The sequence below is a fragment of the Niallia endozanthoxylica genome (assembly GCF_008710145.1).
Lineage (GTDB): Bacteria > Bacillota > Bacilli > Bacillales > Cytobacillaceae > Bacillus_BD > Bacillus_BD endozanthoxylica.
In genome coordinates this window covers 78,093-103,926 of record NZ_VYKL01000013.1, presented here as the reverse complement: position 1 = coordinate 103,926, position 25,834 = coordinate 78,093, and the positions used below count along the sequence as shown (strand labels likewise).

General features: G+C 37.6%; 31 protein-coding genes. 17 read left to right on the top strand and 14 right to left on the bottom strand.

The window, feature by feature from the left end:
- Positions 1-2 precede the first annotated feature (2 nt).
- Both argJ and argC read right to left on the bottom strand, forming a co-directional pair.
- A complete protein-coding gene (gene argJ / locus F4V44_RS05935; RefSeq protein WP_150439077.1) occupies positions 3-1,232 on the bottom strand; it encodes a bifunctional ornithine acetyltransferase/N-acetylglutamate synthase in 1,230 nt (409 codons plus the stop codon).
- 14 nt (positions 1,233-1,246) lie between these two features.
- On the bottom strand, positions 1,247-2,281 hold the full coding sequence (argC, locus tag F4V44_RS05930) for an N-acetyl-gamma-glutamyl-phosphate reductase (RefSeq protein WP_150439076.1): 1,035 nt from the start codon (positions 2,279-2,281) through the stop codon (positions 1,247-1,249).
- Between the two features lie 312 nt (positions 2,282-2,593).
- On the opposite strand from argC, the gene F4V44_RS05925 reads away from it, so the two are divergent.
- The gene (locus F4V44_RS05925; RefSeq protein WP_150439075.1) at positions 2,594-3,292 is read left to right on the top strand and encodes a Crp/Fnr family transcriptional regulator; all 699 of its coding nucleotides are present in this window, start codon (positions 2,594-2,596) and stop codon (positions 3,290-3,292) included.
- A gap of 191 nt (positions 3,293-3,483) precedes the next feature.
- Here F4V44_RS05925 and F4V44_RS05920 read toward each other — a convergent pair whose 3' ends face one another.
- From F4V44_RS05920 to F4V44_RS05910, 3 genes are all read right to left on the bottom strand, one after another.
- Positions 3,484-3,921, bottom strand: a complete 438-nt coding sequence (locus F4V44_RS05920) for a respiratory nitrate reductase subunit gamma (RefSeq protein WP_150439074.1) — start codon at positions 3,919-3,921, stop codon at positions 3,484-3,486.
- A 131-nt stretch (positions 3,922-4,052) separates the two neighbouring features.
- A complete protein-coding gene (gene mobB, locus F4V44_RS05915) occupies positions 4,053-4,565 on the bottom strand; it encodes a molybdopterin-guanine dinucleotide biosynthesis protein B (RefSeq protein ID WP_191090584.1) in 513 nt (170 codons plus the stop codon).
- On the bottom strand, positions 4,559-5,824 hold the full coding sequence (locus tag F4V44_RS05910; RefSeq protein ID WP_150439072.1) for a molybdopterin molybdotransferase MoeA: 1,266 nt from the start codon (positions 5,822-5,824) through the stop codon (positions 4,559-4,561). Before F4V44_RS05910 ends, mobB begins: the two co-directional genes overlap by 7 nt.
- Before the next feature lie 241 nt (positions 5,825-6,065).
- On the opposite strand from F4V44_RS05910, the gene ric reads away from it, so the two are divergent.
- Positions 6,066-6,761, top strand: a complete 696-nt coding sequence (ric, locus tag F4V44_RS05905) for an iron-sulfur cluster repair di-iron protein (RefSeq protein WP_150439071.1) — start codon at positions 6,066-6,068, stop codon at positions 6,759-6,761.
- A 131-nt stretch (positions 6,762-6,892) separates the two neighbouring features.
- On the opposite strand, the gene moaA is transcribed toward ric, so the two are convergent.
- The 4 genes from moaA to F4V44_RS05885 all read right to left on the bottom strand — a co-directional run bounded on the left by moaA (position 6,893) and on the right by F4V44_RS05885 (position 10,566).
- Entirely contained in the window at positions 6,893-7,909 is a 1,017-nt protein-coding gene (gene moaA / locus F4V44_RS05900) for a GTP 3',8-cyclase MoaA (RefSeq protein ID WP_150439070.1), read from the bottom strand.
- 201 nt (positions 7,910-8,110) lie between these two features.
- Positions 8,111-9,229, bottom strand: coding sequence for a TIGR04053 family radical SAM/SPASM domain-containing protein (locus tag F4V44_RS05895; RefSeq protein WP_150439069.1), 1,119 nt, complete (start codon positions 9,227-9,229; stop codon positions 8,111-8,113).
- A gap of 164 nt (positions 9,230-9,393) precedes the next feature.
- Positions 9,394-9,702, bottom strand: a complete 309-nt coding sequence (locus F4V44_RS05890) for a metal-sulfur cluster assembly factor (RefSeq protein ID WP_150439068.1) — start codon at positions 9,700-9,702, stop codon at positions 9,394-9,396.
- 93 nt (positions 9,703-9,795) lie between these two features.
- Complete coding sequence (locus tag F4V44_RS05885; RefSeq protein ID WP_150439067.1) at positions 9,796-10,566, bottom strand: prolyl oligopeptidase family serine peptidase; 771 nt, start codon at positions 10,564-10,566, stop codon at positions 9,796-9,798.
- Between the two features lie 225 nt (positions 10,567-10,791).
- Here F4V44_RS05885 and F4V44_RS05880 point away from each other — a divergent pair, with 225 nt between their 5' ends.
- The 3 genes from F4V44_RS05880 to F4V44_RS05875 all read left to right on the top strand — a co-directional run bounded on the left by F4V44_RS05880 (position 10,792) and on the right by F4V44_RS05875 (position 12,066).
- Positions 10,792-11,610 (top strand): Cof-type HAD-IIB family hydrolase, encoded by an 819-nt coding sequence (locus F4V44_RS05880; RefSeq protein WP_150439066.1) that lies wholly within the window; start codon positions 10,792-10,794, stop codon positions 11,608-11,610.
- A 111-nt stretch (positions 11,611-11,721) separates the two neighbouring features.
- Entirely contained in the window at positions 11,722-11,877 is a 156-nt protein-coding gene (locus F4V44_RS27250; protein WP_191090583.1) for a hypothetical protein, read from the top strand.
- Between the two features lie 3 nt (positions 11,878-11,880).
- Positions 11,881-12,066 (top strand): DUF3813 domain-containing protein, encoded by a 186-nt coding sequence (locus tag F4V44_RS05875; RefSeq protein WP_150439065.1) that lies wholly within the window; start codon positions 11,881-11,883, stop codon positions 12,064-12,066.
- A gap of 50 nt (positions 12,067-12,116) precedes the next feature.
- Here the strand turns inward: F4V44_RS05875 and F4V44_RS05870 are convergent, their stop codons facing one another.
- On the bottom strand, positions 12,117-12,530 hold the full coding sequence (locus F4V44_RS05870; protein WP_150439064.1) for a hypothetical protein: 414 nt from the start codon (positions 12,528-12,530) through the stop codon (positions 12,117-12,119).
- A gap of 217 nt (positions 12,531-12,747) precedes the next feature.
- Between F4V44_RS05870 and F4V44_RS05865 the strand changes: the two genes are divergently transcribed.
- Positions 12,748-13,608 (top strand): DegV family protein, encoded by an 861-nt coding sequence (locus F4V44_RS05865; protein WP_150439063.1) that lies wholly within the window; start codon positions 12,748-12,750, stop codon positions 13,606-13,608.
- Between the two features lie 89 nt (positions 13,609-13,697).
- A complete protein-coding gene (locus F4V44_RS05860) occupies positions 13,698-13,829 on the top strand; it encodes a DUF3941 domain-containing protein (protein ID WP_071976845.1) in 132 nt (43 codons plus the stop codon).
- A 151-nt stretch (positions 13,830-13,980) separates the two neighbouring features.
- On the opposite strand, the gene F4V44_RS05855 is transcribed toward F4V44_RS05860, so the two are convergent.
- Positions 13,981-14,847, bottom strand: a complete 867-nt coding sequence (locus tag F4V44_RS05855; RefSeq protein WP_150439062.1) for a CvfB family protein — start codon at positions 14,845-14,847, stop codon at positions 13,981-13,983.
- Between the two features lie 372 nt (positions 14,848-15,219).
- Here F4V44_RS05855 and F4V44_RS05850 point away from each other — a divergent pair, with 372 nt between their 5' ends.
- Positions 15,220-15,711: a YajQ family cyclic di-GMP-binding protein gene (locus F4V44_RS05850; RefSeq protein ID WP_150439061.1), complete on the top strand. Its 492-nt coding sequence runs from the start codon at positions 15,220-15,222 to the stop codon at positions 15,709-15,711.
- 112 nt (positions 15,712-15,823) lie between these two features.
- Entirely contained in the window at positions 15,824-16,684 is an 861-nt protein-coding gene (locus F4V44_RS05845; RefSeq protein ID WP_150439060.1) for an SDR family oxidoreductase, read from the top strand.
- Positions 16,685-16,741: 57 nt separating this feature from the next.
- Here the strand turns inward: F4V44_RS05845 and F4V44_RS05840 are convergent, their stop codons facing one another.
- On the bottom strand, positions 16,742-18,229 hold the full coding sequence (locus F4V44_RS05840; RefSeq protein ID WP_150439059.1) for an alpha-amylase family glycosyl hydrolase: 1,488 nt from the start codon (positions 18,227-18,229) through the stop codon (positions 16,742-16,744).
- A 218-nt stretch (positions 18,230-18,447) separates the two neighbouring features.
- Between F4V44_RS05840 and F4V44_RS05835 the strand changes: the two genes are divergently transcribed.
- Entirely contained in the window at positions 18,448-20,214 is a 1,767-nt protein-coding gene (locus F4V44_RS05835) for a glycoside hydrolase family 13 protein (RefSeq protein WP_191090582.1), read from the top strand.
- 65 nt (positions 20,215-20,279) lie between these two features.
- Here F4V44_RS05835 and asnB read toward each other — a convergent pair whose 3' ends face one another.
- Positions 20,280-22,127 carry an asparagine synthase (glutamine-hydrolyzing) gene (gene asnB / locus F4V44_RS05830; RefSeq protein WP_150439165.1) on the bottom strand — a complete coding sequence of 616 codons (1,848 nt, stop codon included), beginning with the start codon at positions 22,125-22,127 and terminating at the stop codon, positions 20,280-20,282.
- A 369-nt stretch (positions 22,128-22,496) separates the two neighbouring features.
- Here asnB and F4V44_RS05825 point away from each other — a divergent pair, with 369 nt between their 5' ends.
- The gene (locus F4V44_RS05825; RefSeq protein WP_150439058.1) at positions 22,497-23,057 is read left to right on the top strand and encodes a DUF2777 domain-containing protein; all 561 of its coding nucleotides are present in this window, start codon (positions 22,497-22,499) and stop codon (positions 23,055-23,057) included.
- A gap of 209 nt (positions 23,058-23,266) precedes the next feature.
- Here the strand turns inward: F4V44_RS05825 and F4V44_RS05820 are convergent, their stop codons facing one another.
- A complete protein-coding gene (locus F4V44_RS05820) occupies positions 23,267-23,620 on the bottom strand; it encodes a YisL family protein (protein ID WP_150439057.1) in 354 nt (117 codons plus the stop codon).
- A gap of 228 nt (positions 23,621-23,848) precedes the next feature.
- On the opposite strand from F4V44_RS05820, the gene F4V44_RS05815 reads away from it, so the two are divergent.
- The 6 genes from F4V44_RS05815 (at position 23,849) to F4V44_RS05790 (ending at position 25,834) form a co-directional block, all read left to right on the top strand.
- Positions 23,849-24,070, top strand: a complete 222-nt coding sequence (locus F4V44_RS05815; RefSeq protein ID WP_150439056.1) for a spore germination protein — start codon at positions 23,849-23,851, stop codon at positions 24,068-24,070.
- A gap of 71 nt (positions 24,071-24,141) precedes the next feature.
- Positions 24,142-24,357 (top strand): spore germination protein GerPB, encoded by a 216-nt coding sequence (locus F4V44_RS05810; protein WP_150439055.1) that lies wholly within the window; start codon positions 24,142-24,144, stop codon positions 24,355-24,357.
- 62 nt (positions 24,358-24,419) lie between these two features.
- Positions 24,420-25,022, top strand: a complete 603-nt coding sequence (gerPC, locus tag F4V44_RS05805; protein ID WP_150439054.1) for a spore germination protein GerPC — start codon at positions 24,420-24,422, stop codon at positions 25,020-25,022.
- A complete protein-coding gene (locus F4V44_RS05800) occupies positions 25,019-25,198 on the top strand; it encodes a spore gernimation protein GerPD (RefSeq protein ID WP_150439053.1) in 180 nt (59 codons plus the stop codon). The genes gerPC and F4V44_RS05800 overlap by 4 nt, the downstream gene beginning before the upstream one ends.
- 6 nt (positions 25,199-25,204) lie before the next feature.
- Positions 25,205-25,603 carry a spore germination protein GerPE gene (locus F4V44_RS05795; protein ID WP_150439052.1) on the top strand — a complete coding sequence of 133 codons (399 nt, stop codon included), beginning with the start codon at positions 25,205-25,207 and terminating at the stop codon, positions 25,601-25,603.
- 12 nt (positions 25,604-25,615) lie between these two features.
- A complete protein-coding gene (locus F4V44_RS05790) occupies positions 25,616-25,834 on the top strand; it encodes a spore germination protein (RefSeq protein WP_150439051.1) in 219 nt (72 codons plus the stop codon).

Sequence of the window (25,834 nt, the reverse complement as noted above, 5' to 3'; positions counted from 1 at the left end):
TCCTATGATCGATAACTGGCATTAATTTTGATATAGTCATAGGATAAATCGCAACCCCATGCTTTTCCGCTTGAATCTCCATTGTGCAAATCAACAAAGATTTGAATAAAATCCTTTTGTAAATATTCTAACGCCGCCTCTTCTGAGAACGTCAGTGGCACACTGCCTTTTAGCATCTCAATTGACCCAATGCTAATATCAACATTTTCTGTGTTCACCGCAGTTTTAGTCTGTCCAAGGGCACTAATAATTCTTCCCCAGTTGGCATCGGCACCGTAAACAGCCGTTTTAACGAGACTCGAACCAACAATTTGCTTGGCAATCATTCTCGCATCTAAATCGTTTACAGCCCCTTTTACTTCCACTTCAATTAGTTTTGTCGCGCCTTCTCCATCTCTTGCAATTTGTTTGGCAAGACTTTCACATGTCATCGCTAACAACTCTACGAACACAGGCCAATCATCATGCTCAGGTGTTAAAGATTCATGATCAGCCTTCCCGTTTGCTAATACAAAAACCGTATCATTTGTTGAAGTATCTCCGTCAACTGTAATCTGGTTGAATGACGTTTCAGTGATTTCGCTTAATGCTGCTTGGAGCCCGGATTGATCAACGTTAGCATCTGTTGTAATAAAAGCGAGCATCGTTGCCATATTTGGATGAATCATTCCAGACCCCTTTGCTGTTCCGCCCATTGTAACAGTGTGACCATTTATTTCTGCAGTAAAACATGATGTTTTCATCATTGTATCTGTCGTTAAAATCGCCGTTTGGAAAGCGACTGCATTTTCCTGCTCGTTTCCAGGATTTAATTGCTTAATTCCATCTGCAATCTTTTCCATTGGCAGATTCACACCAATAACACCTGTAGAAGCTACAGCAATGAGATGTTCTTTTATATTAAACTTTTGGGCAACCAGGCTTCTCGTTTCGTATGCATCCTGAAGACCCTGCTCTCCCGTACATGCATTAGCACAGCCGCTGTTCACGATGACCGCTTGAATAAGACCTTCTTTTGCAATGCTCTCTTTACTTACTTTAATCGGCGCAGCTTGAAACTGATTTGTTGTGTATACTGCTGCACAGTTGGCAGGAACCTCACTTATGATGATTCCAACATCTTTTTTATCATTTTTCACACCCGCTTCAACACCAGCTGCTAAAAAACCTTTTGGCGTTAAAAAGTTGCCGCCTTTAACTTCCTTAACATGAATAGTTGATACAGCCTGCACAAGTGACTCCTCCTTTATGGATACATCGGGATAAATGTAAGACCTGTTGTTTCATCAAGGCCTGTCATAATATTTGCATTTTGAACCGCCTGTCCGGCAGCTCCTTTCATTAAATTATCAATAACAGATACAATCGTTAATCTGCCTGTTCTTTCATCCAGATGCAAGCCAATATCACAGAAATTAGAGCCGCAAACCTCTTTAACAGCCGGATAATGTCCTTCAGGTCGAACACGAACAAAAGAATCATTCTGATAATGTTCTTCATAAATTTTATATATTTCAGACAATGTTACGCCTTTTTGTACCTGTACATAAATAGTTGCCATTATTCCACGTGAAATAGGCAGTAAATGTGTTGAAAAAGTAATTGGTTTTATTTCTTCATTCCACTCTAAAAGTTGCTGCTCAATTTCTGGAATATGCTGATGTTCATTTACTTTATAGATTTTAAAGTTTTCACTCATCTCAGCATGCATAGTGGTTCTCGTCGGCTTTCTTCCCGCGCCTGACGTGCCGGATTTAGCATCAATAATAATCGATGACGGGTCAATAAGTTTCTCTTTCACAATTGGTCCCAAACCAAGCAGTGAAGCTGTAGAATAACAGCCAGGGTTTGAAATCCATTGAGCTCCTGCTACCTGTTCACGTCTCCATTCTGTTAAACCGTAGACAGCCTTATCGATTATTTCTTTTGGTGCTGCTTCATGTTTATACCACTGAGTATATTCATCCGTATTCTTTAATCGTAAATCCCCAGATAAATCGACTAATTTGATGTTAAACTCGGCAAATTGAGCGGCGAGCTGTCCTGACACACCAGATGGCGTAGCTAAAAAAACTAAATCTGATTTTTCAGCTATTTCTTCCGGATTTATTACTTCAAGAACTTGATCATTAATGTTGAAAAGATGAGGATATTCCTTCCAAATTGGTACTTCGCCTTTTGTCGAGTGGATGGATTGTATCTGAAAAACTGGATGTGAATGCAAAATTCGCAACAGCTCAATGCCTCCATATCCTGTTGTTCCAATAACCGCAACCTTCATTTCCTTCCACCTCCGGATATATTAAAAATGAATATTTAATCATTTTATTTAATATTTATAACATACGTTTCTATCATTATAAAAACATACTTTAAAAATTGCAAACATTTTTTTCTAAAATACTATTTCCCATGACTTTCTACTATGTTAATAGTATAATTTATTAATAATCTCTTTATTCATATTTAAGCTATGCATAAAGAATAGATTCTTATCTCATTTTTTCTATTGAAAATCGTTCTCAATGGAGTGCTAATAAAGAATGACTTTTTTACGCAATCTATTGATTATACGAACAAAGGTGGTACAACGATGCAGCCATTAGCACAATTACATTTATCAGAAGAACTTACACAACTACTACAATCTGTTCATCATATTCGCAAAATCAGCAAGGGGACCTTTTTATATCAGGAAGGACAAGATGCAGAGGAGCTTTACATTATCCAAAGCGGTAAAGTTCAAATAAGTAAAATGACTTCGGAAGGCCAGGAGCTTACATTACGCATGTGTTCTGCCGGTGAAATGATTGGTGAATTAACGATGTTTTATTCTTCATCGAAATATATGCTCAGTGCAAAAGTAGTTGAAAGCGGTGAAGTAGCTGTTATCTATATAAATGAACTGGAAAAACGGCTCGAGCTGGATAATGGGTTGGCCATTGAATTTATGAAATGGCTGAGCCATCAAAATCGAAAAACGATTACAAAGTTTCGTGATTTAATCTTAAATGGAAAGAAAGGTGCCCTGTATTCTACACTCATACGACTAACTAATAGTTATGGAAAAATAACAAGTTCTGGAATTATGATTGATTTATCTATCACAAATCAAGAGCTTGCTAATTTTTGCGGTACTTCCCGCGAGGTTGTGAACCGCATGTTAAGTGAATTAAGAAAAAATCAAGTGATTTCCGTTGATAAAGGAATCATTACTATTCATGATCTTAATTATTTGAAAACGGAAATTAATTGCGAAAATTGTCCAATCGATATATGTAATATTCATTAGGAATAATGTACTTTTATAAAAAGCTTTGTTAGCAAACAATGTTGACAAGCCAGATTTTGACTCATCCGTGAGAAATGTCCATTTCTCACGCCTTTCAGCTATGCTGAAAGGTCGCTTCCTAACGATACAGCTTTAGATGAGTCAAAAATCAACAATAGTAATAAAAAAAGCCAAAAACTGCTTGAAGTAACTCAAATCAGTTTTTGGCTTTTATTTTCTTTAAAGACTATTTTCAAGGTCTTTTTATTTTTATCTGATTTACTAAAAAACATCGTAAAGGACAGTACTAAAAAGAAAGTGAATAAAACCATCATATGCAGCTGTGTTAGTAATGACATCTTCTCAATCAAATCAGTATTTGGCCGAAACGATATAAAACTGATTCCCCAATAAAGCATATCAAGTAAATCATTCCCCACTCCGCTTACAAACAGAGAAGCAGCGCCGGATAATAAACTTAACCACAATAACGCTTTAACAACTATGAACAATACCGTGCCGATACTTTCAAATATCTTGTTTCCTTTATAAAGTTGCGAGAAATCACATTTCCACAAACGCCCCATCATCACAATAATTAATACTGTATACGGATAAATAACCCATAAAATCATATTAAATATTTCCATCTTTAACACCCCTGTCCCCTCAGTCACGAAAACAACCTCTTACTATCATGATAAGGTAAACGGATGACTGGTGCTGTGATAAAAGTCGCTATTTTTACTTTTTTCGACACATTTTTCTTAGAAAATAATTCTTATGTATCCTGCTTTGCTGTTAAGTATTTAACTAGCCACTCCATAGCCTTACATTCATTACGATGAAATGACTGGTGCTGACAGTCTTCTAGTGGTTCATCTTCATACAGTACTAGTTGAATATTCGTTAATTGTCGAAGTAATGGCACATCCTCCTGATTACGAATAAATACAACCTTTGGATAATCTTCATGCTTATGCCCTTCAATAATAATAAAATCAGGATGAAACCATGACATAAATTCAAGCTTTTCGCTTAAAGACCATTCAAAAGGTTCTGCCTGCAGAATCATTCTGCCTCCCCCCTCTACAAGGGAAGCTCTAGCACCAGAAGAAACATGTCGGGCTGAATCTGTATCCTCCACAATATCTGGTTTCCCACCATGCCCGTGATGTTTAATCGTAACAGTATGAAAACCTTTTTCCTTTAACTCTAACAGAAGTTTCTGCAAAAAAGTTGTTTTCCCGCTGTTGTGAAATCCTGTTATTTGCAGTACAAAAGGTTTTACCAAGGCCACACGCTCCCGAGTGTATCTTCTAGCAACAATACATCTACTTCTTCTCCTGAATGAAATCCTCTCGTTCCACCGGGTAAAATAATAAATGCATTAGCACCAGCCAAGCTCATGACAATATTAGATTTATCCATCCCGCTTGGTTCCACAACAAGACGGCCATTCTCAACAGACAAAGCACTTCTGACAAATCGGGCAAAAGGGTTTGCTTTTGGAAAATTCGTCTGCAAAATAGCCTTTTCTTTTCGCAGATGAGGTTTATCTGAAAAAAGCATGGTTCTTATAATCGGCCTAGTAAATAATTCAAAACCAACATAACAAGCAGATGGATTTCCTGACAGACCAAATAAGAGCTTGCCGTTTACCTGAGCAACAGTTGTGACACTTCCCGGACGCATAGCCACTTTATTAAATAAAACTTCAGCATCTAATTTTTTGTAGATGTCCGGCAATAAATCAAAATCCCCTACAGATACACCGCCCGTTGTAAGAAGCATATCGACATGAGGAATACATTTCGATATGGCTTCATAGCAAGTTTCTAATTCATCAGGCAGCTTACCCAAAAATTGGACTTCAGCGCCTGCCCGCTCAATTTGTGCCATAATCATATGCGAATTACTATTACGGATTTTCCCAGGCTCAAGCGGGTCTCCTACTTCTAAGAGCTCGGTGCCTGTCGCGAAAAGTCCGACAACCGGTTTTCTCGCGACAGGTACCTGTGCATAACCAAACGTTGCTAGCATTGCCTGTATGCCAGGATTAATAAACGTACCTTTTGGAACAAGCACATCCCCTTCCCTCGCATCTTCTCCGCAAAAAGATACATTATCCCCGCTATTGTATGAACGTTTTATGGACATATATTGTTTTCCGTCCCGTTCACTTGTTTGCGCTAATTCCAACATGACAACCGCATCACTGCCCTCAGGCATTTGCGCACCGGTCATAATTCTTATCACCTGAAACGGTCCAAGCTTTTTGAGGCTGACTAATCCTGCCCCGATATGGTCAATGACTTCAAATTCAACCGGATTAGACAAGGAAGCTTCCTTCGTATCAATTGATCTAATAGCAAACCCGTCATACGGTGCTTTATCAAAAGGAGGCACATGATTTGTAGCCACTAGTTCCTCAGCGAGATAACGCCCATAACTTTCATTTATAGATACATGTTCAACAATACCAGTCTGCTTGTATTTCATCACTTTACTTACGGCTTCACCAATCCCAATGGGTGTTCTTTTTTCCAGCATTTTACCAACTCCTGTTTTATTAACAAGTATTCCAAAATATTAGAGCACTAAGTCATTCTATCTTATTCAATATAGCTTAATCCATTCATTTATGTCATGAACATCATCACTTTTTCAGTGAAAAGCTGATAAGAATAAAAAAATTTCTCCATTGTGATTCACGTCACCTTATTACACGGAAAATTCATATATGCTTAAGTTAAGTTAGTTATCTACATGAAACCCAAGGAGGAATAACAAAATGACAACTATTCCATTTTCAAATACAAGTTTAGTAAGAGATATCGTAAATGAGGTTCCAAAAACAAGTGATGTTTTTAAAAAATATCGAATTGATTTTTGCTGCGGAGGTAATACACCCATCAGCACAGCAGCCGCTGAACTAAATGTTAATCTTGATGAATTAATGGAAGAACTTGCGAATGTTTATGCTAAGTCAGATCAAAGTGACAACATGGAGGTCTGGACTAACAGCTCTTCTGAAGAAATCATTCAACATATCATTGATTACTATCACAATCCTCTTCGCGAAGAACTTGCAGCTCTTAGCCCTTATGTGACAAAGGTAGCAAAAGTTCACGGCGACAGCCATCCAGAGCTATTGAAAGTGTACGAACTATTTTATGAATTAAAAAAGGAACTAATTGAACATACTCTTGAGGAAGAAGCGACAAGCTTCCCGCTTCTGTTATCATTAGAAAAGAATGAAGTTGAAAACAGAGAAGAAGCCATTGAAGTAATCCGCAAACTTGAAAGCGAGCATGATCATGCGGGTAATCTTTTAAGAGAGATTCGCGAAGTGACAAATGATTTTACACTGCCTTTGGATGCCTGCGGAACATACCGCTTAGTATACAATCGTCTAGAAATGCTAGAGAGTCACACATTCATGCATGTTCATTTAGAAAATAACATTTTATTCCCTCGTTATATTTAATAAGCAGAAAAACCAGCAAATTTCACTGCTGGTTTTTTCATTTGCGTGATGTATAGCGTTGTTTCTTTAGTAAAAAAATAAAAAACTCCCTCTTTGAAGGAGTTTTTTATCCCATTGATGGAAGTTTCACCTTATCCACCGATATATGACATTTCAATTTTTTTACGGTTAGCAGCCGTTTCAGCTGTTCTTTCATCAGAATATCGATCTGTTCGGCCCTGCCAAATGTTGATAATCCGATTTGAAATCTCTTCATCACTTACACCAGCACGCATGAAGTCACGGATATCATGACCATTCCCATTAAACAGACAAGTAAAAATCTGACCATTGGCCGATAGCCTCGAGCGAGTACAGCTGGAGCAAAATGATTCTGATACAGATGTAATAAAACCTACTTCCACTCCATTGTCCACATATCTGTACCGTTTTGCTACCTCGCCAAAATAATCAGGGTCAACAGGTTCTAATGAAAAATGTTCATTTAAAAGCTGGAAAATCTCTTTCTTTGTAACGACTTCATCCATTTTCCAGCCATTCGTACTGCCTACATCCATATATTCAATATAACGTAATTGGTATCCATTATCCTTACAGAACTCTGCCATTGGAATAATTTCTGTATCGTTTAGTCCTTTTTTGACAACCATATTTATTTTTATTCCAAGACCTGCTTCTTTTGCCGCCTTTATGCCATCAAGAACAGGCTGAGTTCCTACTTTACGTCCATTAATTTGTCCGAACAGCTCATCATTTAACGAGTCTAAGCTAATATTCACCCGTTTCAAGCCCGCATCCTTTAATTCCTGAGCATATTTTGGCAATAGTACCCCATTCGTTGTTAAAGCGATATCTTTTAATTCATCTATAGAAGATAGTTTCTTTACAAGAAGAGGGAGTTCTTTTCGTAATAAAGGCTCCCCGCCTGTTAAACGAATTTTTTCAACTCCAAGATTTACAAAGATGCGTGCAAGCCGTTCAATCTCTTCGTATGTGAGTAACTCGCTTTTGGGCAAAAAGGCAAAGTCAGGGCCAAATAGTTCAGCAGGCATGCAATATTGGCAACGGAAATTACATCGGTCAATAACAGATATACGAAGATCTCTTAATGGCCGATGTAATGTATCCTTAACCATTTGTTTTGTCATTGATAATCAACTCCTTTTAAGAGTTCTTAACCATTAATAATAGTGCAAACCAAAGAATAGATTTATTATCTCATACTTTGACCGACTTTTTTATTAATTAAGTATTTCGAACATACGCTTCTTATTTGAACATAAAATTATATTATTGTTAAGATATATTCAATTAGTACCTAATATTGTCACCATTAGCAGAAAAAGTTATTATGACTTTTGCTTTCTTAACTTCTTAGGAATATATACACAGTATGGTTCACTCTCCAAATAATCACCCGTCATGGCATAAGCACGTGATCTAGATCCGCCGCAAACATTTCTAAATTCACATTGACCGCATTTTCCTTTATATTTATCCGGATTGCGCAAATCCTGCAAAATAGGAGAGTTACGGTAGATATCACTAAGTGACTGTTCACGTACATTTCCTACTTTAATTGGCAGTAATCCGCTTGGATATACATCACCTATATGCGAAATAAAAATAAATCCATTGCCATCATTTACTCCTTTTGGAGCTCTTCCTAAACCATCGATAGAGCCGGTCAACCCTTTCTCTGTCAATGCATCTAGATATTGAATTTGATCCTTCTGCTCTTTCATTTCTCTTCTTTTCTGTTGAATAACAACCCTGCGATAATGCTGTCCCGCTGTTGTTTTAATATCAAATGACACCCGTTTACTTAATTGGTAAAGCCAAGTGAATACCTTTTCATGCTCCGCAGGTGAAATCATATCCTTTTCTAAGCCTCTTCCTGTCGGGACAAGGAAAAATACACTCCAAAGGACGCATCCTAATCTATCAACTAGTTCAGCCATTTCTTCCAAGTAATCCAAGTTATAACGGGAAATCGTGGTATTAATTTGAATTGGAATTTTCAGTTCATGTAAATACTTTATTCTTTCCATGGTTAAATCAAATGAACCAGCTGTCCCCCGGAAATGATCATGTGTCTCTGCATTATGTCCATCCAAACTGAATGCCCATCTGGATAATCCTACTTCCTTTGCTTGTTGAATAGCTTCTTTCGTTACATTTGGAGTGGCACTTGGTGTCATGGAAACCCGCACACCTTTTTGGACTGCATAGGAAGCTATTTCAAAAACGTCCTCTCTCATCAACGGGTCTCCGCCTGTAAATACGAGCATAGGATTATTCATTTCATAAATTTGATTAATAAGGTTCTTACCTTCCTCAAAGGTCAATTCACGCGGATCCCTTTTCAACTGCGCTTCTGCACGGCAATGTAAACAATGGAGCTGGCAGGCTCTTGTTAGTTCCCATATCACAATAAATGGATCTTTATTAAAGTCTCTATTAAACATAAGAAAACCCCTCACATAGTATCTAGCACATTTATACAGTCATGTAATAGATAAAATTATAAAGCAATTCGAGGTTTATAATAGTGAGGTTACTCACATATAAATGATGCTTTCTCCTTTTATAAGTAAAAAATAACCGGCAATTTCTGCCGGCTGTAAAATTCTTATCTAATACCTAGTGCAATCTTAGCATATCTGGACATCTTATCTTTAGTCCATGGCGGATTCCAGACAATATTGACATTTGTAGCATTTACTTCAGGAATATCTTTAAGGGCCGCTTGTACTTGGTCAACAATGACACCGGCAAGCGGACATCCCATTGATGTTAACGTCATATCCACAGTAACAATACCGTCTTTATCCATTTTCAAATCATATACCAATCCTAAGTTAACGATATCCATTCCGAGTTCAGGGTCTTCTACCAGCTCTAAAGCACCCATAATACTATCTCTTAAATCTTGATCCATATCTGTTCACTCCTCGTTTGTATTTACTATCTACCTTATCGTAACAGAAAAGAAGAAAAAGCTTAAACTTCCCGCTTATACTAATCCCGTAAATCAAGCAAGATATGTACTAAACCATTCCACCGTTTTTAGAACCCCTTCTCTGCTTACTTTATGACCCGACTTTTCATCAATGATAAAATGTAATTTTTCAGGTTTCTCTGCATAAAGAGGTTTAATTCTTTCGTAAAAGTCATAAGTATAAGAAAAGGGCACAATCGGATCCTGTTTCCCATGCCAGAATAGCAGCGGCCGCCTATCGAGTTTTTCCGGCTGCCTGCTTAAGTCGAGTTGTTTCAATTTATTTAACAGCTCTGTTATTTCTTCCTCCTTCAATGGAAGCTTCATGCCGCGTTTTTTTATTTCATTTATCTGTAGGAGAGCATATTTTTCATAATATGGCATGCCCATTAAGCTGACTGCAGCCTTAATCCACTTGTAACGAGTTAACGACCCAAGTGTTACAATTCCTCCCATTGAAGTACCCACGAGTCCAATTCGATTGGGATCAATCAATTCTTTTTTTAAAAATGACTGACGCAGAAGGTCTATTTCATCAATTGACTGCAGAACGATATCCCAAAAATGAAGAGCAAGCTTTTCTTTACTCATATTCCCTTGTCGTTCTCCGTGATACATGGCTTCCGGGATGACAACACGAAAGCCTTTTTCCGCTAATAAATAAGCGTAATGCAGGTTGTTCTCTTTTGCACTCGTAAACCCATGCATAAACATCACAAATGGCAGTCTGGTATCAAAAAGGGCCTTCTTTGCCAAATGTAATACAGGGATATCACTAACAATCTTATTTTCAATTAAAATCACAACAACACTCTCCAATCAAGAAAACATAATCATAGAAATCAATAATTAACTAGCAATTAGAAATTTGTCTGTTAACTAAAGGGTAATAAAAAATAATAAAGACAAAAAGCTTATAACGAATCAAGTGTAACATGTGGACTTTTTTTTTCCAAAAGGATTAAACTATCTAAAAGGATGGTTACATACAAAATATCAATATAAACGAACATTGGAAGGAGAAATAAAATGGCGGACACACATTTAATAGCGCTTGATTTAGACGGTACATTATTAAAAGATGATAAAACGATATCTTATACAACAAAGCAGGTAATAAAGAAAGCACGTGAAGCAGGACATGTTGTCATGATCGCAACGGGTAGACCATTTCGTTCTTCCGAAATGTACTATAAAGAACTTGAATTGGATTCGCCAATTGTTAATTTTAATGGAGCTTTTATTCACCACCCGAAGGACCATCATTGGGGTATTTACCATTCCCCACTTGATATGTCTGTTGCAAAGGATATCGTAGAGACTTGCATTTCCTATGATTTTTACAACATTATTGCTGAAGTCATTGATGATGTCTATTTTCATTATCATGATGAGAAGCTTTTCGAATTATTCAGCTTTGGCAACCCCAATATAACTACTGGTGACCTACGAACTTTTTTAACAAAATCACCGACTAGTATGTTAATTCATTCAACAGAGGAACAAGTTAAATTAATACGTCAGCAGCTAACTAAAGTCCACGCTGAGGTCATTGAGCATCGCAGCTGGGGAGCACCGTTTCCGGTCGTTGAAATTATTAAAAACGGGCTGAATAAAGCCGTTGGTCTGAAACGAGTGTCTGAATACTACAACATTCCGCCGGAAAGAATTATTGCTTTTGGTGATGAGGATAATGATTTAGAAATGATTGATTACGCAGGATATGGGGTTGCCATGGGTAATGCCATTGCTGAGCTGAAAACAGTCGCAAAAGAAGTCACACTAACAAACGAGGAAGACGGGGTTGGCTATTATTTAAATGATTTATTGAATTTAAAAGCAATATAGATGAAGTCAGGAATAACTTCAGAAGGTTTTCCTTATAATCCTCTCAGGTAATGAACATACTATGAGTGAGGCTTTCATGAGTCTCAACACTCTTTTTTGGAGGGGATTCGCATGGGTAAACGTAACAAATCAAAACGTTTTGTACAGCAAGGTGTAGACTCTGTATCTAAACATGCTGAACGTATCCCGTATCACATGACATATGCTGAGGCTGAGGCATACAAAATGGCTAATGTGAAAGAATCTTCACTTGGAGGAGGACTTTAGAAGATGGCTAACAGACTGTTCCAAGATGCGCGTAAATTTGTTGATTTAGCGAAAAATTCAAGTCAAGCAGAACAGCCTGAGGCTATTGAAAAAGCAAAGAATGCCCTTTCATCTGCTTACGCCAATACGAACATGGCTGAGAAAGAGCAACTCCAAGAATTGCAAAAAGAGTTAGATGCGCTGCATTAGGAATAATGTACGCTTCGAATAAACAAAGCTGACATATTTGTCAGCTTTGTTTATTCTTTAAAACTTTCGAGAACAATAGGGAAAGGATCTGTGACCTCTTTAGATCGATTTTTTTCATATAAATTCAAGGTTAAGACTCCATTATCCGGTACAAAATTAGTTGGAATAGTAATAGACAGTTTAAATGATGTCCAATACAAGTTATTTACCCTTATCTTTGTCTCCGGTATCAATACTCGATGTCCATCTTCTACACTATAATAAAAGACCCCTTTTCTCACCTTAGAATTCCCTGTTATTACATATTGTCCATTTTTCTTTATTACATGAATATCCTTAAAATTCTGTTTTTCTTCTTTCTCCTCAGCAGCAACAGCATGAAGAGAAAGCTCCTTCGTTCCCTCGGCTATATTCCCTGTTTGAAGCAGCAACATAAATGTAAGAAAAAGGATAATCTTAATCATTTTTACCCTCCGATAGTAGTTATTAATTTTTTTACATAAAAACAGTATTATTTACTATTGTGCCCAAATGAATCCATTTATGCAGATAATATTTAAGTTCTCCTATCTAATAACTTTTATAGGAATTCATTAAATGATACACTAATTAACGAAATACTGGTTAAGTGGATATTACAAGAAAACATATCAGCAATTTAATGGAAAGCAGGTGATTCCAATGCCGGTAAATATTTTAACTGACAGCGGGAGTGACTTACCCTTACATTTTTATAAAGATAATCAGGTTACATTATTTCCGTTAAAAGTACATTTAAATGATCAAGAGTATGAAGACTTACTGACAATTGAACCGAAAACGATTTACAACGCTATCCGCAAAGGCCAAGTTCCGAAAACATCCCAGGTTTCACCACTTCTATTTGAACAAACCTTTACAAAGATGGCCCAAAATAAAGAGGAAGGGATTTATATTGCCTTTTCTTCACTGTTATCTGGTACGTACCAAACAGCTGTCATGATTCGTGATCAAGTGAAAGAAACATATCCTGACTTTAACTTAACAATTATCGATACTAAATGTGCTTCTCTCGGACAGGGATTGGTTGTTATGGAGGCTGCAAGACTTGCCAACACGAACGCTTCATTTAATGAAATCGTTGAAAGAGCAGAGTTCCTGGCCGCACATATGGAGCATTTATTTACGGTTGATGATTTAGATTATTTAGCAAAGGGAGGCCGAGTCTCAAAGGCATCAGCCTTTTTGGGCGGACTGCTAAATATTAAACCATTATTAAATGTTGAAGACGGCAAGCTTGTTCCGTTAGAGAAAATCCGCGGGCAAAAGAAACTGCTGCGTCGAATTATTGAAGTGATGAAAGAACGCGGAGTTAACTTTGAACACCAAACCATCGGAATCAGCCAAGCTGATGCAATGGATACCGCACAGGAAATGAAAAGATTAATTGAAGATGAATTACTGGCAAAAGAGGTCATCATCACAGATATCGGTGCTGTTATTGGTTCGCATACCGGGTTTGGAACAATCGCCATCTTTTTCTTAAACGAACTGCCCGTTTAACAGAGAGTTTGGAAAAAACTCTCTTTCATACTCCTTTTCATCCTAGCCAAAACTAAGTTTGAAGCTATCAATGGAAAGGAGTTTTTTTGATGCCGCATACTTCAGATAATGACAAAAAAGCAAAGGACAACAATGCCCTTCGCCATGAAAAAAATATGATGCGTGAGAAAAATCGCAAAGCTGGTAAAAATCAATACTCAAAGAAAACAGATCATCTTTAGAAAAGCGGAAGGCGCCCGTTCATCGGCGACAAGCATAAGACGAGCCGGCATGAAGGTTGTTTTTTAACCTTCTTGACGGATTGGCTTATGACCTCGAGCCGATGGCGCCTGGAGCTAGATAGAATCAAATAAAGGGCGGCTATACTCCGCCCTATTCGTCTCTCTTTGTATATGTCCATCCTTCCTCTTGATAAACTTTTCCTTCCTTCATCAATCGTCCCAATGCCCGCTTAAATGCCGCTTTACTTAATTGGAATTTGTTTTGGATCTCTTCCGGCATGCTTTTATCCCAATAAGGCATTGCACCATTTCGTTCAGCCAGTACAGAAAGGATTTTTTCAGCATCAACATCAAGAGCCTCTTCCTTTCTTGGCAGCAGCGATACATTAATGGTACCGTCTTCTTTTACATCAATGATTCGTCCTTCCACTTTTTCGCCAAGACGCGGCTCTACTTTACGCTGTGATTCATGAATAAAACCTTTATAGCCTTCTGCTGTAAAAATCCAGCTCCCTACTTTAGCTGTTCTGTATATATAACCATGAATACTTTTATTAAAATCAGCTCTTGTTGCTTTTACTGAATTTTCTTCAATAATCGGATCAGTTGCCAGCTTTACATAAATACGATTGTTTCGATTTACTCTTAAGGTTATGTACAGTAAATCACCAGTCTGTGGCCAGACACTTCTATGAACTGGCAGATCCTCTTCTCCAAGCAGCATATCCTTCTGTATCCCGATATCTAAGAAAACACCAAGACCGGGTTTTACATCACTCACTTCTGCCCATTCATATTCACCAACCGTAATTTTCGGAATAGTTGTCGTGGCCGCTATCCTTCCTTGAGAATCTGTATATAAAAAGACTTCTACTTTATCATCCAGTTCCAAATCCTGCTGTGCTTCATTTCGATGTAAAAGAACATCCTCTGTTCCATCTGTTAAAAAGTAACCGAAGTCCGCTTTTCTGGCTACATCTAATTGTAAAACATGACCAATGCTATCGTATATTGACAAGGGATATTTCCTCCTTTATAAAAACTCAATGACATAAAGTGAAACTTCCATCCGTGGGGGTTTTCTTCATCCCCCACGGATGGTTAGTTGAGGCCCACAGGATGTGGGTCACACAGACGTTGCCACAAATGTGGCGTTCTTAGTCTGTGATTCCGCTAACGGACCTTTACGGGCAGTTGGATCTCCCACCTATCTTCTTTGTATCCTCAGAATCTTGCGGTGGGAGTCTTACTGCCCGTTAAGAGTGGGATAAAAAATATGTCCGTCTACCTATAGTTGTATCAACTGCTATATTTTACTATAATTGAACTGTAAAGGGAAACTTCTTCCCATAATAGATGTGAACGAAAACTGTTTTGATGGAGGTATTGTATGGCTAAAGATAGTTCATTTGATATCGTGTCGGACGTTGATTTTTCAGAAGTGCAGAATGCCATTCAAATCGCATTAAAGGAAATCCAAACCCGCTACGATTTTAAAGGAAGCAAAAGTGATATTTCACTCGACAAAGAAGAACTGGTACTTATTTCAGATGATGAATACAAATTAGATCAGGTTAAGGATGTTCTATTTAGTAAATTATTTAAACGAGGTGTACCCGTCAAAAATCTTGATTATGGAAAAATCGAGAAAGCAAGTGGCGGGACAGTCAGACAGAGGGCAAAGCTGATTCAAGGTATTGATAAAGAGAATGCAAAGAAGATTAATACCATCATTAAAAACAGTGGTCTTAAGGTCAAAAGCCAGATTCAAGATGATCAAATTCGTGTTACAGCAAAAAGCCGTGATGATCTGCAAAAGATTATTCAGGCTGTCAAAGAAGCGGATTTAACTATTGATGTTCAATTTGTTAACTATCGTTAAAGTAAGAGGATGGATTTTTCCGTCCTCTTTTTTATATGATTCAATAAATAATCTCCACTGTTTTCTATCATACTAAAATATCAAATGATTAGATATCTTTAGGAGGTCATTCATGAGTCAAAAAAAGAAGGTATTTCCTCCACAGCATCAGGATAGACAGCCAGGGATAGAAACTGAAATGGATCCTAAGCCAATCTCAGTTGACCCCAAATATCAGGGCTCTGGTAAATTAGCCAATAAAGTTGCAGTTATTACTGGGGGCGACAGTGGAATTGGGAAATCAGTTGCAATTTACTTTGCTAAAGAAGGTGCAGATGTTGTCATCGTTTATTTAGATGAACACCAGGATGCAGAAGAAACGAAGAGACTTATTGAAGATGAAAATAAGACATGCCTACTGATAGCCGGAGATGTGGGTGAAGAGTCTTTCTGTCAGCAAGTTATAAAGAAAACGGTTGACCAATTTGGAAAAATTGATATCCTTGTCAATAATGCCGCTGAACAGCATCCGCAAAAAAGTCTGTTGGATATTACCTCGCAGCAATTAGAAAGGACATTTAAAACCAATATTTTCTCTTTCTTTTATCTAACTAAAGCAGCTCTTCCACATCTACAAAAAGGAAGTTCTGTCATAAATACTGCGTCAATTACAGCCTATAAAGGGAATGAACAGCTGCTCGATTATTCTGCAGCGAAGGGAGCGGTCGTCACTTTTACAAGATCTTTAGCACAATCACTTGCTGCTCAGGGAATACGCGTTAACGGAGTCGCTCCAGGACCTATTTGGACACCATTAATCCCCTCCACCTTCCCAGACGATCAAGTAGCTGTGTTTGGAAGCGACACGCCGCTAGGCCGGGCAGGCCAGCCATTTGAACTCGCTCCAGGTTATGTTTACCTTGCCAGTGATGATTCCGCCTATGTAAGCGGGCAGATAATACATATCAACGGTGGCACAATCGTTAACGGATAAGAAATGTTAACTGGATATTAAAAAAAGCGAAGTCATGGACCTCGCTTTTTTTATTGGCTATTTACGTGATCTTTTTATGACAAGACGGAGAAAAACGAAAAAGGCAGCCAACACTGCTCCCAGTGCAATAAAATAAGAATAGTTGATGCCTGTTTTATCTCTTAGCAGGTATATTTCAGACTCATCACGGTCAATTGTGATATGATATTGATCTTCATCACTTCGGACTAAATCATTGTTTAGCATACCCCTTAATTCCTTGTCAGCAGCCAGTTCTTTAGCTGAGAGGGTAACGTTTTTTGTTTCGGTGGTATTGTTAATAGCAATGAGAGTCGTTTCTTCATTATAAACACGTTTGTATACAGCCATCCCATCCTTCTCGTACAATACATCCATTTTTCCTCTGGTTAATGAAGGCAAATCTGAACGCAGACTTCCTATCTGTTTTATATAATCGACGATTTCTTGATCAGTGCGGAAATTCATTTGCTTACGGTTATCTGGCTCCTCACCGCCATTCAACGCGATTTCACTTCCATAGTATACGAATGGAATCCCAGGCGTTGTAAAGAGAAACGTAAGCGCCTGCTTCCAGCGCGGTCCAGGATGCTCATTTTTCTCTACCATATTACTTGTAAAACGAACAGTATGTTGATTATCTATAAAAGTCCCTATTAAATCTATTTCTGGATACATGGTTTCATTCTGTGCTAGCCTAGCAAAAAGAGGTGAAAACGACTGATTTGGTTCAGAAAATAACTCTCTTAACTCAGCCGCCATTGTGTAATCGGTGATGCTGTCCCCTCCATTCTCCAAGAATGCGGTCATTTGTTCTACATCGGCATTTTTTGCTTCTCCACCTAGATAGAAATCCTCTTTTACTGCTTTCACTTCTTTTACAAATTCGCTTAGAAAGGCAGCAGATGTATCCTCCAATAATTGAATCTGATAACCATCAATATTTGTTTCTTCAATCCACCATTTTGCTGCATTAATTAAATATTTCTTTACCTCTTTATTATCTTGATTTAATAATGGAAGACCTTTTTCTTGAACTGGATCTGTTCGGAACCAATTCTTTTTCTCCTCATCCTTTAACCAATCATGATCGGCCCCTACATGATTGACTTCGAATTCAAGAATCACTTTCATATCCCTCTTATGTGCTTCTTTTACCAGCTTCTTGAATAAGTCAAGCGATCCAAAATGCTCGTCCGTTTTGTAAAAGTCGTTCACCCAATACCCATGGTATCCTCCGGCTGTATTATCAAAAACAGGTGTAAGTGATACAGCAGTAAATCCCATATCCTTTATGTAATCTAATTGATTAATTACACCTTGAAAATCACCTCCGTGGTAACCTTCGGGATTATTTATTTCAACATCTTCATCATTGCTCTGATCCCCATTATTAAAGCGGTCAACCATGATTAAATAAACGCTTTCATCCTGCCATTTACGGTTCTCTTTTGGAGCGGCTGTTGCCGGCAGGACACTTACAAAAAATAATGAGATGATTATGAGCATAAGAACCCATTTTTTCATCTTCCATTCTCCCCCTTAATTATCATAAAAAAGCTTTTTCCTTGCTCTATTAAGATTATCCTTTTGGCTGTATGACCGTCAACGAAAAACAATGTTATTTTGAAAAATTTCAAATATTCATTTTAACCATGTATCATAATAAACTTATGGGAGGCGTAAATTTTAATTCATAACGGGATACCCTATAAACAATATTCTAAAGAAGGGAAGGTATTTCGATGATTGAGCGAGCTTCCATTTTTCACCGTCCAACCGATCAATATGCCTATCCTTTTCAAAGAGATACGCTGCATATAAGAATTCAAACAAAAAAGGGCAATGTATCATTAATTGAACTGATTTATGGCGATCAGTATGAGTGGAACAAAAATAAATGGATGACAAGAACTACCCCTCTAACCCGTATTGGAACAGATGCTTTATTTGATTACTGGCAGGCTGAGGTTTCACCTCCCTATCGACGGTTACGCTACGGATTCCACATACAAGGAGACAGCGATAGGTTTATTTTTACTGAAAAAGGTTATTTCACGGAACCACCCGAGGACCCCAATCAGTATTTTTGCTTTCCCTATTTACATACGAATGAAGTATTCCGTGCACCAGATTGGGTTCGGGACACAGTTTGGTATCAAATATTTCCTGAACGTTTTGCAAATGGAAATCCTAGCCTGAATCCTTCTGAAACAAAACCATGGGGGAGCGAGGAACCAACAGCTGCAAACTTTTTTGGCGGTGACTTTTTGGGAATTATCCAAAAGCTCGATTATTTAAAAGAATTAGGGATAAATGGAATCTATTTGACACCGATTTTTAAAGCACGCTCCAATCATAAATATGATACAATTGATTATTTTGAAATTGACCCGCAATTCGGTGATAAACAAAGCTTTAAACAACTTGTAGATGCATGCCATGCTAAAGGAATTCGTATCATGCTTGATGCTGTATTCAATCATAGCGGTTTTTATTTCCCGCCTTTTCAAGATGTATGGAAAAACGGAGAAAAGTCTCGTTATAAAGATTGGTTTTATACGAATCAGTTCCCGTTAAATGGCGGTGAAAGGCCGAACTATGCCACTTTTTCCTTTGTCGAAACAATGCCAAAGCTAAATACTCAAAATAAAGAAGTAAAAAACTATTTGCTCGATGTAGGACGCTACTGGGTTAAAGAGTTTGATATTGACGGATGGAGACTTGATGTTGCCAACGAAATTGACCATGCCTTTTGGCGAGAATTTCGTAAAGAGGTTAAATCCATTAAGCCTGAGCTTTTTATCCTGGGTGAAATTTGGCATGACAGTATAGCTTGGCTTAGAGGCGATCAGTTTGATTCGGTCATGAATTACCCGTTTTTAACAAAGGCCATTCACTTTTTTGCTAAAGGGATGCTTTCTGCAAGTGAATTTAGAGAGCAAATGACAACCGTTATGATGCAATATCCTGATACAGTTAACGAAACGTTATTCAATCTTGTCGGCAGCCATGATACACCCAGATTATTAACTGAATGTGATGGGAATGTAGAAAAAGCAAAGCTAATATATACGTTTTTATTTACATTTATTGGTACACCATGCCTTTACTATGGAGACGAAATTGGCTTATCAGGAGGGATGGATCCCGGCTGTAGACGCTGTATGATATGGGATGAAAAACAGCAAAATCATGAATTATTGGCTCACATAAAACGGCTGATCCAACTTAGAAAAACAGAGCCTTTATTAGCGAATAACGGTAAATTATTTTTTCTTCCTATTGAGAACGGAATTGCTTATGTAAAAGAGAATAAAGACTGCAAGTGCTTAATTATTCTTAATCCATCTTCAGAGGAATTAAAAGTCACGCTGCCTTTTTCATTAAAAGGACGAAAAATAATAGATTTGTTACTAAATCAAGAATATATGATGGAGTCTGAGGAATTAATTGCAGTAATAAAACCATATGATGCATCCATTTTACAATTCCAAGAAGGTTCACCATAGAATAAATGGTGTCTGGTTAAATTTGTATTTTGTATACCAGACACCGCGTAAAAAAATTTTTCTACTCAGTCTATAATCTTAATCTTATAATCATTGAACCAATGATGAATTTGAACAAGATGCGCTAGCAGCTGCGGTCCTGTCATCAATTGACCAAACCATGGTTCCTTAAAGGAAGCTCCTTCTGACTCAACAATCTGCTTAAGCTTCGTTTCATCAAAAAACTCATATAAAACTGTACTCCTGTTTTGTAAAATACTTTCCAGCATTCCTTTTACTATTTTTCGGTAAAGAGGATGATGTGTTTTCGGATAAGGGCTTTTCTTCCGGTACAATACCTCATCAGGAAGCAGACCTTCCAATGCTTTACGTAATATCCCCTTCTCACGGTTTCCCGTCATTTTCATATCCCAAGGTACATTCCACATATAGTCCACTAACCGGTGATCAGCAAATGGAACGCGAACTTCCAGACTTGCCCCCATACTCATTCTGTCTTTTCGATCAAGTAATGTAGTCATAAAAGAGAGCATATTGATATAAAACAATTCTCTTCTTCTAGCCTCTTCCTTACTTTCACCTTCAAGCAACGGTGTCTCAGCAACCATTTCCTTATACTTTTCAATTGAATATTCCTGAAGTGTTAACTTCTTTTGCCATTCATTCTTTAGCAGGCCCTGTCTTTCATCAATTGACCGCATCCATGGAAATCCTTTTCTGCTCAGATCATCTAATCGATGAAACCACGGATATCCTCCAAAAATCTCATCCGCACATTCCCCAGAGAGACTAACAACAAAATCCTTCTTGATTTCACGACAAAACCAAAGTAATGATGAATCAATATCTGCCATCCCCGGCAAATCACGCACATGTACAGCTTCATACAGGTATTCGGCAAGTTCCTTTTGTGAAATCACACAGTGATGATGTACAGTGTTAAAGGTATCATTTATTTTTTTTATAAATGCGCCGTCTGAATTAGGCTGGAACTCATTTGCTTTGAAAAACTCGTCATTACCCTCATAGTCAATAGAATACGTATGGAGCTGTCCTTTGCCTTCTTTTTGAAATACATTCGCTGCTATGGCTGTAATAGCACTTGAATCAAGTCCGCCAGAAAGGAACGTACAAAGAGGTACATCTGAAACTAATTGCCTCGTGACAGCGTCTGTAAATAAAAAGCGGATTTTTTCAACTGTCTCAGCAAAGGAATCCTTATGCTCTTCACTTTTCACATTCCAATACCGCCAAATCTTCAACCCGTTTCGCGAAAATGTTAATGCATGAGCGGGTCTTAACTCCTTCACGTCTTTAAAAACACCAGATCCAGGTGAACGGGAAGGGCCAAGTCCAAACACTTCTGACAATCCTTCTCGGTCAAGCACCGGCTGTACATCAGGGTGTGCTAATAGCGCTTTTAATTCTGAACCAAAAATAATCCCTGTTGCTGTTTCATAATAAAACAATGGTTTGACACCTAACCGATCCCGGCCAATAAATAATAAATCCCTCTCCTCATCCCAAACAGCAAAGGCAAATATCCCATTTAAATAATCTACACATTTTTCTTTCCATTCTATATAGGCAGTTAACAGAACTTCTGTATCAGAATGACCGTTGAAAGAATATCCTTTTAGTAGCAGTTCTTTTCGGATATCCTCTGTGTTGTAAAGCTCACCGTTATAACAAATGGTGTATTGATGACCATGTTTTGTTTTCACCATCGGTTGCTTACCGCGCTCAGGGTCTACAACGACTAACCGTTTATGTCCAAATCCAACATGCAGAAGAGTCCATATATTTGTATCATCCGGTCCTCTCTTCGCCAAAGTTTCCGTCATCTTACTAATGGCTGCACTATGGTTTTGTAAATTCTTTTGATAATCCACCCATCCCGTTATTCCACACATCATGCTCACCCTTTCTTTTCGGAAACCATCAAATTCACTCGTCGAATTTGCGTCCGGATTTATCACGCGTCCAAATACCATATTCGCATGTCTAGCTTGACTAGGACGTCCTGTCCGTCGTCGAGCTTCCTCGATAAATGACCCTTAAAAAATCGTAAGACTCGCCGGAGGCTTAACTTCATTCATAAAGTTAAAGCATTGTTCTCTTTATTTACTTTATGTAAAAGTATAAATTTGGTTATTTGTCCCAATAAACAAAATTGGGGTTTAAAACAGGGAGAATATGTCTACTAATAGAGAAAGAAAATGAAATGATCCCTTCATCAAGGGATATATATACGGAGGTTTTTATACGGAGGTCTATAAATCATGAGTAAACAACAGCGTACAAAACTTATCGAGTACCAACAACGAGCCTTTACAGAAGGAACAATTGAATGTATAAACGACCAGTGGGTCTTTTTCGATGAAGAAACGGAGGAAGCGACGCTATTAGATGTCTGGATTCACGAGGAAATTGAAATATTCCGTTTAAATAGGTGGCGTAAAGGAATTTTATGCAAGGACGGAAGAGTTCAAAAAGGCAATGAAACCATTCATTTAAAAGATCAGGATACCGTTAGAATAAGGAAGAATTTAGTATTTTCATTAGAAAGGCTGCTAGAAGAAGTCAATGATGATGCTTTTTATCAATTTATTACCAGCTTAAATACGATGGGATTTTCTATTTACGATTGTATTTATTGCTATAATCAATTAACGTTTCTCAATGAAAGTAAACAAAAAAGCGGTGTAAATTTTATCGTTTTTGATAACGGTGATTCTATTTGCAGTGTTCATCATCATTTCACCTACTTTGAATCAACAAGTGACCGTTTTGAATTTACCCTAAGCACGGGCAAAAGGATGGTTATTGAGAAAATAGGCTGAAAACAGCAACGATTGTCTGTAAGCTTTGTTAGCGAACAATATTGTTAAGCCTGATTTTTGACTCATCCGTGAGAAATGGACATTTCTCACGCCTTCCAGCATAGCTGAATGGCTGCTGTATGATGATGTAGCGAAAAAGCAACCTTGTTAATCAACAAAGCCTATTTTTAAAACAAAAAAACTGCCCTTCGTGGCAGTTTTTTGTTTGCTTAAATATAAAATCCTAAAGGCAAGGTTAATCCTAAGTAAACAACAACTACAAATGCAATGACGAATAATATCCAGGCTGCTCCAGTTGATTTTCCTTTCACCGTAAAAACAAGAACCATTTCAAAGAAAGCAATCACAACAATTCCAAGAATCGCCTTAATCCAGTGCATGGCACTAATCGCTGTCATATCTAAAAGCATCATGACACCTGTAGCAATAATCAATAGATAGAACAAACGTAAAATCATTTGAACAATCTTTAAACCTCGCTGTCTTCCTGCTTTTTGCAGTCCAATCGCTATGAAAAATAAAATCAATGCTAGTAACCATGTTGTAATATGTGCATGTGTCATACTAACAATCCTCCTCTATCAAAACTCGAACCTATCATACCATACAGAAAAGGAAAAACCTACTAATATGGCTATTGATCTGCCAGTGCTTTATTTACGTCCTATCATCCAAAAAAACATGGGCAATGAACGCACCTTCCTTCATTTATCACATACAATAATAAAAAACTGGGCAAGGAAGATACATGTCTTTTGTCCAAATAATTATGAATAAAGGGTGTTAGCCATATGCCAGCTATCGTAGGCGTTGTTCAAGTAATAGCTGTCGGGTCAGGAGCCGTTTTCCATATTGGTGACGTTTATAAAATATCAACCCTTTCCAATGCAAAGACCTTTGCTGGTGCAGGATCATTTAATACAGGTGACGGTCTCTATGTACAAAACCATCAAAGTTCTACAAATACAATTGATACAGACGGTACAGACCAAGGTAACTTCTTTAATGTATAACTAAGGAAAATAGCCTTTCTAGCTTGAATTTAAACATAATAACCTAATTCAGTATATAAGTGGTGAATTCCATGAATTTCTATGTTCAACAGTCGATATCAATTAACCTTTTGAAAATTGAGGGAATTACAAACTCCTCAGTACTTCAAATCGGCAGTGCCGGCATTATAAAGCCAGTTTCAAATCTTTTTAATACAGGCGGGTTTACAGGACCAGCGCCTCAAGCTCCTAGACCTGGAGAACTTTTAGAAGCACCTGCCGTACCGTTAACATCGCCAACAGCTTAATATTTATTAAATTCCTATGCCTTCTTAATTTGTAGATTTAGCAGTATTGTGAGGTGTGAAAAATGAGTCAAAATATGTATCGGGTTATTCAATCTATTCAAGCATATGTATATGCACAGGACAAAACAATACGTAAATTACAAAAGAAGATTGACTTATTAGAAAAGAAAATCACAGAATTACAAGATCGTCCTCCTGTTCGTGTTGAAAAAATGGAATATAAATTTGATCAATTAAAAGTAGAAACATTAGAAGGAACATTAAATATTGGATTAAATCCATCAGACCTGCAGGCTATTGACGATCTATCCGTTCCAAATCAAAAAAGTCAGGCAAATCCCAAAGAAAGAATGTCTCTATTTACTGAACTTGAAAGCTCGATTAATGAATATCTCGATGAGAATCTACAGACAGTCATGGCCAATACAGGAAAACAGTTACAAATGCGTGTAGATAATACTTACCGTGAATTTATTCTGCAGGATATAAAAAAACAGCTCCCAAATCGAATCGAGTATTATTTAAATCAGCCAATTCGTAATGGAAACACTCCTGAACAGCATAAAGAATGGATTCTTGAACAAATGAAAAAAGAAATCCATAATGGTGTGCTCACTTTTCTGCAGCATTTACCTGAAAATATGAAAGGAACGAATAAAGAATGATTTTTGAAGTGGTAAATCGCGAACTTTGTGTTGGTACCATTCACGTAACAGGTATTTCCAGTTCCTCATTATTAATGGTAGGCGATACAAACTCCATACAGCTTACTTCCTTATTCGATACACCGCCTGAATCACTGATTATTGGACCGTTTGTACCTTTAACTCCAGGAGGATAATTTCCCATGTACCGAACATCAAAAGTAGATTCACTTAAAGTGGACTCATCAGCTTTGTCTTCCGTGATTCAAATAGGAGATTCTACTTGTATCACAGCTTTTTCCCGTGCAATTGCAGTGCAAAGACAGAATGAATTGTTTTATTCAAATGAGGGTAATTTTAATTCATTTCCAATTTTCTCTTTTCAACTTCCCATTGAACCAATAGTTGAACCCATAACTATTGGTTCAACTTCGTTACATCCACTCATTAAAGTAGGTTCCATTGACATAATCGGGATGAGTTCCGCTGCTGTTTTGCATATCGGAAACTCTCGCCACTTTCAAGGTGAATCAAGAACCCTGCACATTAGACAATTAGAACACGTTGACGAGAACAATGAAAAAAAAGTTGAGCAAGCATAGGGGGTGGAAAAAATGCCAGCAATTGTTGGACCGGTTCAAATTTTAAACGTAGGAGGAGGAAATGTTCAATTTGGCGATGCATTAAATATTTCGCCAAAGAGCAATTCTAAATCGACTTCCGGTTCTGGCGGAGGAAATACAGGAGGATTTATTATGACCAATAATGGAATTAGTGCAACAAACCATTTTGATACAAATCTAATTGACCAGCCAAACGTGGGCAATAATTAA

Excerpts from the sequence above, each read along its gene's own strand:
- argC (WP_150439076.1), bottom strand. The coding sequence starts at position 2,281 with ATGAAGGTTGCGGTTATTGGAACAACAGGATATGGAGGCATTGAGCTG.
- F4V44_RS05925 (WP_150439075.1), top strand. The coding sequence starts at position 2,594 with ATGCAGCCATTAGCACAATTACATTTATCAGAAGAACTTACACAACTA.
- F4V44_RS05920 (WP_150439074.1), bottom strand. The coding sequence starts at position 3,921 with ATGGAAATATTTAATATGATTTTATGGGTTATTTATCCGTATACAGTA.
- F4V44_RS05910 (WP_150439072.1), bottom strand. The coding sequence starts at position 5,824 with ATGCTGGAAAAAAGAACACCCATTGGGATTGGTGAAGCCGTAAGTAAA.
- ric (WP_150439071.1), top strand. The coding sequence starts at position 6,066 with ATGACAACTATTCCATTTTCAAATACAAGTTTAGTAAGAGATATCGTA.
- moaA (WP_150439070.1), bottom strand. The coding sequence starts at position 7,909 with ATGACAAAACAAATGGTTAAGGATACATTACATCGGCCATTAAGAGAT.
- F4V44_RS05895 (WP_150439069.1), bottom strand. The coding sequence starts at position 9,229 with ATGTTTAATAGAGACTTTAATAAAGATCCATTTATTGTGATATGGGAA.
- F4V44_RS05890 (WP_150439068.1), bottom strand. The coding sequence starts at position 9,702 with ATGGATCAAGATTTAAGAGATAGTATTATGGGTGCTTTAGAGCTGGTA.
- F4V44_RS05880 (WP_150439066.1), top strand. The coding sequence starts at position 10,792 with ATGGCGGACACACATTTAATAGCGCTTGATTTAGACGGTACATTATTA.
- F4V44_RS27250 (WP_191090583.1), top strand. The coding sequence starts at position 11,722 with ATGGGTAAACGTAACAAATCAAAACGTTTTGTACAGCAAGGTGTAGAC.
- F4V44_RS05875 (WP_150439065.1), top strand. The coding sequence starts at position 11,881 with ATGGCTAACAGACTGTTCCAAGATGCGCGTAAATTTGTTGATTTAGCG.
- F4V44_RS05870 (WP_150439064.1), bottom strand. The coding sequence starts at position 12,530 with ATGATTAAGATTATCCTTTTTCTTACATTTATGTTGCTGCTTCAAACA.
- F4V44_RS05865 (WP_150439063.1), top strand. The coding sequence starts at position 12,748 with ATGCCGGTAAATATTTTAACTGACAGCGGGAGTGACTTACCCTTACAT.
- F4V44_RS05860 (WP_071976845.1), top strand. The coding sequence starts at position 13,698 with ATGCCGCATACTTCAGATAATGACAAAAAAGCAAAGGACAACAATGCC.
- F4V44_RS05850 (WP_150439061.1), top strand. The coding sequence starts at position 15,220 with ATGGCTAAAGATAGTTCATTTGATATCGTGTCGGACGTTGATTTTTCA.
- F4V44_RS05845 (WP_150439060.1), top strand. The coding sequence starts at position 15,824 with ATGAGTCAAAAAAAGAAGGTATTTCCTCCACAGCATCAGGATAGACAG.
- F4V44_RS05840 (WP_150439059.1), bottom strand. The coding sequence starts at position 18,229 with ATGAAAAAATGGGTTCTTATGCTCATAATCATCTCATTATTTTTTGTA.
- F4V44_RS05835 (WP_191090582.1), top strand. The coding sequence starts at position 18,448 with ATGATTGAGCGAGCTTCCATTTTTCACCGTCCAACCGATCAATATGCC.
- asnB (WP_150439165.1), bottom strand. The coding sequence starts at position 22,127 with ATGTGTGGAATAACGGGATGGGTGGATTATCAAAAGAATTTACAAAAC.
- F4V44_RS05825 (WP_150439058.1), top strand. The coding sequence starts at position 22,497 with ATGAGTAAACAACAGCGTACAAAACTTATCGAGTACCAACAACGAGCC.
- F4V44_RS05820 (WP_150439057.1), bottom strand. The coding sequence starts at position 23,620 with ATGACACATGCACATATTACAACATGGTTACTAGCATTGATTTTATTT.
- F4V44_RS05815 (WP_150439056.1), top strand. The coding sequence starts at position 23,849 with ATGCCAGCTATCGTAGGCGTTGTTCAAGTAATAGCTGTCGGGTCAGGA.
- F4V44_RS05810 (WP_150439055.1), top strand. The coding sequence starts at position 24,142 with ATGAATTTCTATGTTCAACAGTCGATATCAATTAACCTTTTGAAAATT.
- gerPC (WP_150439054.1), top strand. The coding sequence starts at position 24,420 with ATGAGTCAAAATATGTATCGGGTTATTCAATCTATTCAAGCATATGTA.
- F4V44_RS05800 (WP_150439053.1), top strand. The coding sequence starts at position 25,019 with ATGATTTTTGAAGTGGTAAATCGCGAACTTTGTGTTGGTACCATTCAC.
- F4V44_RS05795 (WP_150439052.1), top strand. The coding sequence starts at position 25,205 with ATGTACCGAACATCAAAAGTAGATTCACTTAAAGTGGACTCATCAGCT.
- F4V44_RS05790 (WP_150439051.1), top strand. The coding sequence starts at position 25,616 with ATGCCAGCAATTGTTGGACCGGTTCAAATTTTAAACGTAGGAGGAGGA.